The following is a 12,452-nucleotide window of genomic DNA, read 5'->3' on the forward strand; positions in this document are numbered from 1 at the left end:
GGCTTCAGGCCCGATGCCAGGTTGAAGATTGCTCACAGTGGCGTTAGTTGATTAGTTTGGGCGTCATGAACGGACTGGCCGTGGCCTGCCGCCGGGTGGTGCACATCTATCGCGCCGAAGCCGGTGACGTGGTGGCGCTCGCCGGTGTCGATCTCTCCATCGCTCCGGGCGAGACACTTGCCCTGGTCGGGCCGTCCGGCTCCGGCAAGTCCACGCTGATCGCGCTGCTCTCCGGGCTGATGCGCCCGTCCGCCGGCCGGATCAACGTGGGCACGTACGACATGGGCAAACTCTCCGACGGCGAGATCTCCCGGCTGCGTGGCACCGAGATCGGCGTCGTCCTGCAGGGCGCGGCACGCAACCTGTTGCCGTACGCGTCCCTGCACCGCAACATCTGGCTGGCCCAGCGCCGCGCCGCGCACACCCGGGGCATCCAGCTCGACGACCCGGACCGCATCCTCGACCTGGTCGGCCTGCCCGGTCAGGGCCGGCGCCGGCTCGCCGACCTCACCCCCGGCGGCCGTCAGCGGGCCGCGCTCGCGGTCGGCGTCGCCGCCGGTCCCGGGTTGCTGCTGGTGGACGAGCCGACCAGCCGGCTCGACACCGCGGGCCGCGACGAGGTGCTGGACGCACTCGAAACGGTGAACGCGGAACGGCACACCACGATCGTGGTGGTCACCCATGACAACGAGGTCGGCGCCCGGCTCGGGCGGGCCGTGACAATCCGGGACGGCCGGGTTGGCGCCGAGGGCCGCGACGGGCAGGATTTCGCGGTGGTGGCCGGCGACGGGACCGTGCAGCTGCCGCCGGACGTGCTGGGGTCCTACCCGCCGGGCACGCTGTTCACCGTGCAGAACGTCGACGGCGAAGTGACACTCATTCCCGGAAGCTGAGGACGCCGTCGGCGAGGTGCACCTCACGGTCACAGGCAGCCGCCGTTTCCGGGTCATGGGTTGCCAGAACCACTGCCACACCCCGGTCCGCCTCGGCGCGCAGCAGGTCGAGCACCTTCTGCCGGTTCGCCGCGTCCAGCTCGCTGGTCACCTCGTCGGCGAGCAGCACGTCGCCACGCAGCGCCAGGCCACGGGCGATCGCCGTACGCTGTTGCTGACCGCCGGAAAGCTCGTCGATGAGCTGATTGGCCTGCCCGGAGAGGCCGAGCGCGTCCAGCGACTCGGCGGTGCGCCGCCGGGCGTCGGCCGGAGTGCCGCCGGTGGCGATCACCGCGACCGCGATGTTCTCCGCCGCGGTGAGGATCGCGGCCAGCCCGTTCTCCTGCGGGATCAGCACCACGCCCCGGGCCACCGCCTGGTCCCGGTCGCCGAGCGCCGTCCCGTCGACGGTCACCGACCCGGATCGCGGCGTGAGCATCCCGGCCATCGCGCTGAGCAGCGTGGTCTTGCCCGCGCCGGAGGTGCCGGTGACCGCCAGCAGCTCGCCGGGCCTCGCGGTCACGGTCACCCCGCTCAGCACCGGTTCGCCCGCACCGTGGGCGAGCTCGGCCGCCTCCACCGTCAACGTCGTCACGACAACCCCTTCTCGGTCCGTCTCCACAGATCACGCCCCCCGGCGAGAGCCACCACCACCAACACCGCGAGCACCAGGCCGGCCACCGCGAGCAGCACCGGCAGACGCGGCATCCCCGGCATCGGCAGGTCCGGCGGTGTCAGACCGGCCAGCGGCAGCGCCCAGCCGGTCAGCCACCAGGTCGCCACGCCGACCAGCAGGCCGGTCACCACGGCGAACCCGACAAGCACCGGATAGGTCCAGAGTGTCGCCCCCCGGACCACCCGCGCCGGCAATCCCTGTGCCCGCAGCGCCGACAGGTCGCCGGCCCGCCGGTCCCGGTCCACCGCGACGGTCAGCACCAGCGCGCCCGCCCCGAGCAGGATCGCGAGCACCCCGGCCAGGATGTGGAAGGTCAGCGCGAGCGCCGGCCCCTGCCGATCGAGGCGTTCCCGCACCTGCGCCGCGTCGGTGTCACCCAGCACCGTCAAGCCCTGCTCGGCGATCCGCTCGACGATGTCGTCCGGCGCCGCCGGACCGAGCCACACCTGCGGAGATTGCGCTCCGTGCCCATCCACCGCCAGGCGGTCGGCAAGCTCCAGATCCATGAGTACGGCATTACGCCCGGCCCGTGGCACCGCCGGCAACGACGCGACCCCGGTGATCGGGATCGGGTCCCCGCCCAGACTGGTGATCACACCACCGGGCGGCCCGGCTCCGGCGTACGCAAGGGGCAGGGGTGTGGGGGTTGCCAGGGGCCGGGCCCAGGCGGTCCCGGCCGGAGCGGCGCGGGCGGCAGCGTCGATGACCAGGCTGCTCCCGGTGGTCACCCGAGCGTTCTGGGAAGCCCACCAGCTGCTGGACAAGGCAATGCCGCTCAGGCTCCGGATCTCCACCTTGCCGGTGGTCTCGGTCGCCTTGCCCAGGCCGGAGACGCCGATCCCGTTGATCCAGCATCCCTTCGCGCAGAACGAGAGCGGTTGCCGATAGGTGTTGGGGCCGGTTTTCAACACCCCGATCTCCACGATCGTCTCGCCGAGACCGGCCTGCGAGGAGACGGCGATCCCGAGCAGCAGCCGCCGATCCGCCGCGATGCCGCTGAGCGTCACGTCGACGACGATCTCGTCGTCAGTGAACGACGGTCGTTCCGCGACCTGTGGGCGCAGTCTCGCCGCCACCTCGGCGGCGGCCGGGCCACCGGCCGGCCAGGAGGCCACCGCGGGCAGGCGCGCCGAGTCCACAGCCAGCCCGGGAACCCCGGCGCTGCCGCCGCTGGGCAGCTCGGCCACCGCCATCGCGAACCGGCCTTCCGGGTCGACAGTGCGGACCGCGTCGAGCAGTCGGCGCCGGGACAGGGTCGGCTCGGGGCCGGTCTCGATTCTGAGCACCCGGTCGGCGCCGGTGCCGAGCCGGGCCTCGACCTCCCGGCCCTGCCAGGCCGTGTCGACCGCGCAGGTCGCGAACCCGGCCACTGCCGCGGCCGCCGCCAGCAGCGCGAAGAGCCGGCCCGCGCCAGGCCGGCGGGAGAGCTGCAGACCGGCCAGCCCGGCACCCAGCCGGCCGCGGTGCAGCGCCCGGCCGGCATAGCGGCTGACCAGCGGGAGCACGGCCCGGGCGGCAAGCAGGGCGAGCGCCAGCATGACCAGGGCCGGCGCGAACGTGCCGAGCCCGTCGAGCGAGCCGTCGGAGAGGTAGAGCTGCACCCCGGCCAGCACCGCCAGCACCAGGACGACCGCCTCGATCACCGGGATCGGCCGACGGTTACGAGTGGTCCGCTGCAGCAGCGCGGACACCGGGCTCAGCAGCGGTCCGCGCTGGGCCAGCAACGCCGCGGCCAGGGCGACCACGGTGGCGGCCGGCGCGTACCGCAGCGAGGAGAGCGTGGGATCGGCGCCGGCCCCCGGGAAGATCGCCGCCGACACCGCGTTCACCAGCAGCTGGCCGACGACGCAGCCGGCCAGTGCCCCGGCGAGCACTGCGGCGAGGCTCTCCCCGGTCGCCAGCCACCAGCGGGTCCACCACCGGGAGCCACGGAGCGCCACCACGGCGATCTCGTCCCGCCGCCCTTCGGCACCGTGCCCCACGGTCAGATAGATGCTGAAGCAGGCGAGCAGCACAAGAGGCAGGGCCAGCACGGGTACGAGCAGCCGCGCCTCCGCCCGTCCACTCTCGATCCGGTCGAACAGCCGCGGGATGCCGGTGTCCAGAATGATCCCGGAGACCGCCGAGGTGACGGCCTCCAGCGCCGCGAGGTCGGCGCGAACCGTGTCGAGCCGGTCGATGTCGAGCGTGCCCGGATCCGCGATGCCGTCGATCGCCGCGATCGAGATGGTCCGCTGAACCGAGGTGAGCGTGGTCTTCGTGGTGAAGATCGGCTCACCGGGCCCGATGAACGGCCCGCTGATGAAGTATCCGTGCGTTCCCCAGTAGAACTCCGACGGGTTCGGTACCCGGTACGTGCCGACGATCGTGTATGTCTTCGGCTCGGCGCCCGGGACCCAGGTCGCCGGCCGGGTGTCGCCCTTCATCTGCGCGGCTCGTAGCTGGAAGGCGTCGCCGGGTCTCAGCTTCAGCCGTTCCGCACTCGCCGCGCCGATCAGCACATCACCCTCGCCGGACACGCAGCGCCCGGCGACGAGCACCAGGTGGTCACAGACGTCCTGGCGGAACACGACCCGGGACGCGTACAGATCGGTCGGCTCGATCCCGACCGCCGGCATCTCCTCGGAGTAGATGAAGGAGAAGCCGGTCATCGCGTCGAGCGCCGCGCCGGCCGAACTGATGTCGACTGTCCCGCTGATCTGGTCGGGGGACGTGGCGTCACTCGCGGCCCGCAACTGAAGCCGCAGCTCGTCGAGGTCGGCCGTCTCGATCTGCCCCTGCGCCACCGCGCGTTCCACGGCGAGCAAATACGCCGGGGCGGCGACCGACGAGACGACAGCGAGCATCGCCAGCAGGGCGAGGGTGACGGCCTGGCCGCGCCGGGACCAGATCATCGCGAGAACCACACTGATCATCGGGCGGTCTTCTTCCGCAGCTCCCGGGCCAGCGGGGACACCGCCAGGAAGGCGGCCAGGCCGAGCACTCCCAGGGCGACGGCTGTCGCGATGGCGAGCGCCGCCGGGATCAGCGGATCAGGTGGTGGCAGCACCTGCCAGCCGTCGGCGAACGGCGGCAGGACGCTGCCGGCCAGCGGGACGGCCAGGAGCGCGGCCACCACACCGGTGGCGAGACCCGCAGCGAGCAGGGCGGCCGTCCCGGCGTAACTGGTCGAGACGGCGATCCGCGCCGACAGCCCCTGTGCCCGCAGCCCGCGCAACTGCGCGCCCAGCGACCGGTTGTCCACGGTGGCCGCCACCGCGATCGTGGCGGCCGCGAGCAGCAGCACGGCCAGCGCGTTGATCAGGGCGAATCGCGCCACGGCGGCCGGTCCCTGTGCGCCGAGCCACTCGACGCGGCCGGTCACCGACTGATCGCCGGTGACGGTGAGCCCGGCCGCGGTGAGGTCCGCGATCAGGCCGGGCCGGACGGTGGCGGCGAGCCACACCTGGAACTCACCACCCGGGTCGGTGTCGGCGGCGAGCCGGCGCATCGAGTCCAGATCGGCGACCAGACCCGCCTGACCCACAGCGGGCAGCCCGGACACCACCCCGGCGATCCGGACCGGCGCGGACTGCCCGTACGACTTGAGCAGCTGGTCGTTGTAGCGCCACGGATCCGGGGCCGGCCCGGCCAGCACGACCGGCAGCGGCATCGGGGTGTCCGCGGCGTAGACGGCCGTGCCGATCAGTTTCGACTCGGTGGAGTTCTCGTCGGCGGCCATCCGCAGCCCGCCGTCGATCGCGATGTTCATGTTCGCCCCTTCGGTGCCGGGCCGCCATCGGGCCACGTCACCGAGGACGGCGGTGTCCAGCCCGGTCAGGCTCCGCACGGTCACGGCCGAGCCTTTCGGCGCCGGCTTCAACCGGCCGATCCGATCCGGCGGCAGGGTGACCTCCCAGCGCACGACCCGGCAGCCGGGCGCCGCGGCACAACCCTCGGCCGGCGCGCTGACACGCTGCTCACCGGCTTTCAGGGTGCCGAAGCGGGCGGTCACCCGAGCCCCGGTGCCTTCGTGCTGGAGCACCAGGGTGAGCTGCACCGGCGGGGCGCTGTCCCGGCGCACCTCGGCGGTCAACCGGCCGGCCGTGACCACCGGCGCGTTCGCCAGCGGCTTCAGCACGGTGGGTACGCCGTACTCCGGGCGCCACAGGGTCACCGCAGCGAGCCGGGCGGTGTCCACCTCGAGGATCTCCACGTTGTCGTCGTTGCGGTTGCGGACCACGGCCATCGCCTCCTGGCCGCCCGGGTCGGCGGTGCGGACCGCGTGCAGCAGCGTGGTCCGGTTCGTCGACTCCACCGTGAGGACCCGGGTCGCGCCCAACTCGGCGGCGCTGCGCTCGTCACGGGCGACCCGGTCCGCCTGCCATCCGCCGGCCGCCGTCACGAACAGCGCGACCGCGACCACGACCAGGGTGAACACCCGGTCGGCACCGGGTGACCGGGAGAACTGCAGACCGGCCATGCCGAGACGCAGCCGCCCGGCGCGCAGCGCGATCGAACCGGCCTGGCCGGCGACCCGCCGCAGCAGCCGGGCCAGCAACAGCCCGAGTGCGAGGGCCACCAGCGCCGGCGCGACCACGGCGAGCCCGCTGTTCGTGGTGTCACTGCGGGCCTGGTAGATCGCGGCCGCGGCGATCGCGAGCAGCAGCAGGTCGGTGAGCGCGGACCGCAGGTCGCCCCGGCCCGGAGCCGTCCGCTGCAGCAGCGCCGCGACCGGCCGGCCGAGCATCGCCGCCTCGACAGCGGCGAGCACCACGAGGCTGCCGAGCAGGACCGCGGCCACCGCCACGGCGCTCTGGGTCAGCGCGGTGGCCCGGTCGGGCGTCACCTGTACCGCGCCGGCCAGCAGCCGGGCCAGGAGATAACCGGCCGGCACGCCGATGACCGCGCCGAGCAGCAGCGGCACGACGTGCTGTCCCCAGGCCAGTCGCAGCGTCCGGAACCGGCTGACGCCGCGCAGCTTGAGCAGCGCCGTGTCGGCCCGGCGGTCGCGCAACGTGTACCAACCGGCCAGGCCGACCGCGAACCAGGTGAGGATCAGCGTCTGCACGCCGGCCGCGCGGACCCCGCTCAGGATCGCGGCGCGGTCCTTCGCCACCGTCTGGAGCAGCGGTTTCGCGTTGCTCTGCAGCCGGAATCGCGCCGCGGTGAGCTGGGTGTCGGTGGCGGCGAGCACGGCGGCCAGGTCGTAACCACCGTCGCCGCGGAGCAGCGCGGCCGGCAACTCCACGTCGTAGACCAGTGTGGTGTTCCAGAGTGGTCGTTCCTCGAACGTCTCCAGCACCGTGAACATCGGGTCGATCTGGGTCCGGGTCCGGAAGACCTCACCGGCCCAGTACGTCCCGGACGCGCCGGTCAGGGCGTAGAGCGCGACCACCCGTACGACAAGCGGCCGGTTCGTGATCGAGCTGGCCAGCGACAGCTGCTCACCGGTGGTGACACCGAGCCGCTGCGCGGCCTCGTGGGTGAGCGCCACCTCACCCTTGGCCTGGGGACAGGGCCCTTCCAGTCGTACGTTCGCGCAGAACCCGTCCCGGTGCGCCACCGCCATGGCCGTGGTGGTCGAGCCCTCGCGCACGCTCAGCGGAACCGTGATCCCGACGATCGGGTCGCCGAACACGGACGGCAGCCTGCCGCGCACGTCGCTGGTGAAGCGGGTGAACGCCTCCTCCGCCAGACCCTGGGTGTCGGCGCCGGTGCGCACCGACACGACACGGTCGGCCGCACGGGCCGCACCCAGGTCCGCCTCGGCAGCCTTGCCTGCGGCGGCGAAGGCGTACCAGGGCCCGGCCACCGCGACCGCCGTGGCGAGCGCAGCCAAGAGAAAGATCGTCAACGCCTGCGCGGTCCGTGCCCGAACCGCGCCGATGACGAGCATGAACATCGACACACCCCCGCTTCGCCGGGGACGTTACACACCGCACATTTCTACAGCCACCCGCGTTTTCTCAGGAAAACCCAGAGGCCGGAGGCGGAGCCGGCGATCAGGACACTGCTCACCACGAAGCCACTCGTCTCGTCGTATCCCGGGTACGGCAGGTTCTGCCCGAAATAACCGGTGAGCGCGGTCGGAACCGCGATGATCGCGGCCCAGGCCGCCAGCTTGCGCGTCACTTCATTGAGTACGTTGCTCTGCTCGGCCAGATCGGCGTCGAGCAGCTCGTTGATCCGGGTGATCGAGTGCTCGGTCAGCTCGGCGGCCTGCTGGGCGTGGTCCTCGACGTCGCGGTAGTACGGCCGCAGCTGCTCGGCGCCCGGCCCGATGCCGGCCTGCCCGATGCCGGCCTGCACGGTCTCGCGGACGACGTCCGCCATCGGACCGACGGCCCGGCGCAGGTAGGAGAGAGCCTTGCGGATGGCGAAGCCGTACATCCGGACCGAGCGCGGGGCGCCGCCCTCCTCCAGCAGTGAGTCCTCGGCGGCATCCATCGCCTCGTCGAGCGCGCGGGCAGCCGACTGCTGGCTGTCCACGACCGTGTCGAGCAGGCCGTACACCAGGAAGTTGAGACCACCGGCGGCCGCGAGGCCGCTGTCGGAGTCCCAGCGGGCAACCAGCCGGTCGAGGTCACCGGCCTGCTTGTGCACGGTGATCAGCGCCCGGTCGGTGACGAAGGCGCTGATCTCGATCTTGTTGGCCGCGACCGAGCTGCCCTCGTGGTGGTACCGGACCGCGTAGATGTTCATGAACAGGTGGCCGTCGTATCGGTCCAGTTTCGGCCGCTCGTGCTCGTGCAGCGCGTCCTCGACAGCGAGCGGGTGCAGCTGGAAGTCCTCGGCGAGATGCTGGAGCTCGGCCTGGTCCGGGTCGAGAAGGTCGATCCAGGCGACCGCATCGGTGTTCTCGCGCAGCCGGGCCGCGGTCTCGGCGACCGGGAAGTCCTCTGCGATGACGTGACCGTGCGCATAGAGCCGCGTTCGGGTGGGTGTTTCGCTCACCGGACCACATTAGGATGCGGTGTGACCTGGATCGATCACTTGTTGACCACCTTTTACCACGCCAAGTGGCAGGTGACCGCCGACCAGGCGATCTATTGGCGTGAGATCGTCGGCAACGCGTTCGGGTTGGGCTCCGCGCTGTTCGGCCTGCGCCGCAACTACTGGGCCTGGCCGGTCGGCATCGTCGGCAACCTGCTGCTCTTCACCGTCTTCCTCGGCCAGGCGCTCGGCAACGACCAGGGCACCCCGCTCTACGGCCAGGCCGCCCGCCAGGTCTTCTTCCTCGCCACCAGCGTGTACGGGTGGTGGGCCTGGCAGCGCAACCGCCGCCGCGACCACGGCACCGCGGTCGTGCCGCACTGGGCCGGCCACCGGCAGCGAATGATCCTCATCCCGCTGGCGCTGTTTTTGGTCGGGTGCTGCTTCCTGATCTTCCGCGCGATCGGCGCCGGTTTCCCGGTGCCCTGGTGGTACTACCTGGCGGACTCGTGGATCTTCGTGGGCTCGATGCTCGCGACGTACGCGATGGCCCGCGGCTGGGTGGAGTTCTGGCTCTGCTGGATCGCGGTGGACCTGGTCGGCGTCCCGGAGCTGATCCACTTCGGCTACTACCCGTCCGCGATCCTGTACGGCGTCTACGCGTTGTTCGTGATCTGGGGCTTCGTCGTCTGGCTGCGCATCTCCCGCACCACGCCGGAGCCGCGACCAGCTATCCAGCCGGCCACAGCCTGACCGCCAGCGCTCCGCACCGCCGCGCCCTCGGTGGTCGTGCTCGTAGTAGTGGTCGTGCTCGTGGTAGTAGTGGTGCTCGTAGTAATGGTCGTGCTCGTGCTCGCCGCAGAGTTGCAGGCCGGCAGCGGACGAAGGCGGATTTATCCGGCCTGACGGGCGGGCGGCCGGACCCGAGCAGCTTCCCGCCCGCCAGACCCGTGCCTACGGCCACACAGCCACACGGCCGGGGCCCAGCGTGTCGACTCAGGGCTCAGTGTGTTGATTTGGGGTGCGATCCGCACCCCATGCCGACACGTACGCCACGAAACGGCTGCTGCGTGTTGACTTCCGGTTCGAATCGCACCCTAAATCAACACGTAAAGAGGGGCTGCGGCGGAGCCGCCATGCGGAACGGGGGTTTGCGGCTCCCCGGGCGCGCCCGGCCTGCCTCGCCGTGACAGCGCGTAACACTCGCAGCTAAAAGTCTCCAAGATCCTGGAGTGACCGGCGCGTGCCGCTCCACGAGACTCTCGGCGCCGGACCGCGCGGACGCCGGCTTGCGGACGCCGGCTTGCGGACGCCGGCTTGCGGACGCCGGCTTGCGGGCGCCGGCCTGCGGACGCCGGCCTGCGGACGCCGGCCTGCGGGCGCCGACCTATCGGCCAGCGGTTCAGCGCTGTCTCGCTGGCGGTTTGAACAGCGCTGAGCGCCAGCCGGGCCGGCTGGCGCTCAGGGTTGCCTGCTGTACAGCGCGGTGACCACCCTGTACAGCCGGCGCGGCTGCTGCTCTGCGGAGACGCTCGGGAGAAGGGTGGGTCAGACTGTTTCCAGTACCTTGGGCTCGTCGGCCGGGGCTGGCGTGCGGCGCAGCATCCAGAGGCTCAGGGGGACGCCGGCTGCCACCAGGGCGGCTGCGATGATCAGCGAGAACTGGTAACCCTCCAGGAAGCGGTGCAGCTCCGCGCCCTGGGCGGCGTTGGCCCGGTTGCTCAGGATCGCGCCGAGGACGGTGACGCCGAGCAGGCCGAACACCTCGCGGGAGACGTTGAGCATGCCGGAGGCGATTCCGGCGCGTCCGGGCGGCAGCGCGTCGACCACCACAGTGCTGAGCGGGATCAGCAGGCCACCGCCGACGCCGTAGAGCGCGAACCAGGGCAGCAGGTCGGCGTACGAGGTGCCCTCGCCGTACTGCGCGATGCCGGCGATGGCGGCGGCCATCACGGCGAGACCGAAAGCGGTCACCCGGGCCACCCCGAAGCGGGCCTCGAAGCGGGGTGCCAGGACCGCGCCGATCGCCGTGATGATCGCCATCGGGACGAAGGCCGCGCCGGCGCCGGTGGGCGAGAACCCGAGGACGTTCTGCAGGTAGATCGCCATGTAGAAGTAGATGCCGAACACGCCGAACGCCCACAGGCCCATCGCGAGCAACCCGCCGGTGAACATCCGCGAGCGGAAGAACGAGAGCTCGACCATCGAGTCGGCGTTGCGGCTCTGCACGACCAGGAACGCCACGGCGGCCAGTGCGGCCACCCCGAACGAGCCGAGGATCAATCCGGAGGTCCAGCCCTCCGCGTCGCCCTCGATCAACGCGTACGTCAGGGCGAAGAGTGAGAGAGACGATGTGATCAAGCCGGCCGGGTCCAAGCGCCCCAAGGCGCGAGTGAGCCCGGATGCGCGGCCGGTCGCTCGCTTGGCCGCGTCGTGCGAGGCCGGGACGCTGAAGAGCGTGATCGCGAGTGTCGCCAGGCCGATCGGCAGGTTGATCAGGAAGATCCAGCCCCATGAGACGTGCTCGCTGAGCACGCCGCCGGTGAACGGGCCGACCGCGAGGGCGAGCGCGCCGACGCCGCCCCAGACGCCGATCGCGGTGCCGCGTTCCTTCGGGTCCGGGAACAGTTCCTGGAGCAGCGCGAGCGAGGCGGGCGCCAGCAGCGCGGCGCCGATGCCCTGCACCGCGCGGGCGCCGATCAGCAGGCCCTGACTGTCGGCGAGGCCGGCCGCGACCGACGCGAGGGTGAAGACCACCAGCCCGGACAGGAACGCGAGCCGGGTGCCGAGCACGTCCGCGATGCGGCCGCCGGCCAGGAGCAGACCGGCGAAGACCAGGATGTACGAGCTGGTGATCCACTCCAGGCCCGCGATGCTCAGTCCGAGATCGCGTTGAATGCTGGGTAATGCCACGTTGACGACGTTGTTGTCCAGGTACGTCATGAACGTACCGAGCGCTACCGCTACGAGCGCCCACCACTTCTTCTGCATCGACCTCTCCCCCTGTACTGCGTACATATACAACGTACATGTACCTCGTACATGAGACCTGTACGTTGTATGGTTGTCAAGTGACGGGTGATCGACTTACCAAGGCGGCCGTGGCCGAGCGCGCCCTGCTGCTCGCCGACTCCGAGGGGCAGGAGGCGGTCACGATCCGCCGGCTCGCCAAGGAGCTCGGCGTCACTCCGATGGCGCTGTACTGGCACTTCAAGAACAAGGACGAGCTGCTGCTCGGCGTCGTCGACCACGCGCTGTCCGAGGTGCGCGCCGACCCGCAGACCGGCGAGACGTGGCAGAAACGGCTGCGGACGCTGTTCGAGACGGTGGTCGGCGTCATGCGCGAGCACCCGTCCCTGCCGAGCCTGCTGTTCGCGGTCGACAAGACGCAGACGGGCAGTTTCGCGCGTGCCACCAACGACACTCTCGCCCTGCTCAGCGACGCGGGTTTCACCATCGAAGAGGGTTATTGGGTCGCCACCCACCTGCTGCACGCCGCGATTGGCCTGGTGTCCGGCCAGCCGGGCTGCCCACCAGGCGTTCCGGCCGACCAGACCGAGGAGTGGCGCCGCCAGAAACGGATGCAGATGTCACTGCTGCCGTCCGACCGATACCCGAAACTGGTCGAGTACGCGGCGTCGTACGAGACCGAGCCGGACATGGATCGGTACTACACGTTCTGCGTCGACCTGATCGTCGGCGGCGTCGAGACGATGGCCGCCTCTCGGTAAAACCGCACAGCTTCCGGCGGCCGTCCCCCATGGACGGCCGCCCTTTCTCGTTCATGGACCTGCATCTTTTTCCAATCGGCGAGCAATCTCTTCCAACGTGTGCAAGAAGTTGCTAGCTTGCGTTCCAATGTGAACGCAGGATTACGCCCGTCCCCTTGCTGAAACAACGCCATCCCCGACGTTGGAGGCTCCGCCGTG

General features: G+C 71.1%; 8 protein-coding genes. 3 read left to right on the forward strand and 5 right to left on the reverse strand.

Going from position 1 to position 12,452, the window contains the following annotated elements; all coding sequences use genetic code 11:
- Positions 1-65 precede the first annotated feature (65 nt).
- A complete protein-coding gene (locus ACQP2E_RS30580; protein WP_433826404.1) occupies positions 66-893 on the forward strand; it encodes an ABC transporter ATP-binding protein in 828 nt (275 codons plus the stop codon).
- Here the strand turns inward: ACQP2E_RS30580 and ACQP2E_RS30585 are convergent.
- The 4 genes from ACQP2E_RS30585 to ACQP2E_RS30600 are packed head-to-tail and all read right to left on the reverse strand — an operon-like array spanning position 877 to position 8,544.
- A complete protein-coding gene (locus ACQP2E_RS30585; RefSeq protein WP_433826405.1) occupies positions 877-1,527 on the reverse strand; it encodes an ABC transporter ATP-binding protein in 651 nt (216 codons plus the stop codon). The two genes, ACQP2E_RS30580 and ACQP2E_RS30585, sit on opposite strands and share 17 nt — an antisense overlap.
- Entirely contained in the window at positions 1,524-4,523 is a 3,000-nt protein-coding gene (locus tag ACQP2E_RS30590; protein ID WP_433826406.1) for an FtsX-like permease family protein, read from the reverse strand. Before ACQP2E_RS30590 ends, ACQP2E_RS30585 begins: the two co-directional genes overlap by 4 nt.
- On the reverse strand, positions 4,520-7,492 hold the full coding sequence (locus tag ACQP2E_RS30595; RefSeq protein WP_433826407.1) for an FtsX-like permease family protein: 2,973 nt from the start codon (positions 7,490-7,492) through the stop codon (positions 4,520-4,522). Before ACQP2E_RS30595 ends, ACQP2E_RS30590 begins: the two co-directional genes overlap by 4 nt.
- A 44-nt stretch (positions 7,493-7,536) precedes the next feature.
- Complete coding sequence (locus ACQP2E_RS30600; protein WP_433826408.1) at positions 7,537-8,544, reverse strand: magnesium transporter CorA family protein; 1,008 nt, start codon at positions 8,542-8,544, stop codon at positions 7,537-7,539.
- A gap of 21 nt (positions 8,545-8,565) precedes the next feature.
- Here ACQP2E_RS30600 and ACQP2E_RS30605 point away from each other — a divergent pair, with 21 nt between their 5' ends.
- A complete protein-coding gene (locus ACQP2E_RS30605; RefSeq protein ID WP_433826409.1) occupies positions 8,566-9,276 on the forward strand; it encodes a nicotinamide mononucleotide transporter family protein in 711 nt (236 codons plus the stop codon).
- A gap of 795 nt (positions 9,277-10,071) precedes the next feature.
- Here the strand turns inward: ACQP2E_RS30605 and ACQP2E_RS30610 are convergent.
- Entirely contained in the window at positions 10,072-11,514 is a 1,443-nt protein-coding gene (locus ACQP2E_RS30610) for an MFS transporter (protein WP_433826410.1), read from the reverse strand.
- 80 nt (positions 11,515-11,594) lie between these two features.
- Between ACQP2E_RS30610 and ACQP2E_RS30615 the strand changes: the two genes are divergently transcribed.
- Positions 11,595-12,254: a TetR/AcrR family transcriptional regulator gene (locus ACQP2E_RS30615; RefSeq protein ID WP_433826411.1), complete on the forward strand. Its 660-nt coding sequence runs from the start codon at positions 11,595-11,597 to the stop codon at positions 12,252-12,254.
- The last annotated feature ends 198 nt before the right edge of the window (positions 12,255-12,452 follow it).

The organism is Actinoplanes sp. CA-015351, from assembly GCF_050955685.1.
Taxonomy (GTDB): domain Bacteria; phylum Actinomycetota; class Actinomycetes; order Mycobacteriales; family Micromonosporaceae; genus Actinoplanes.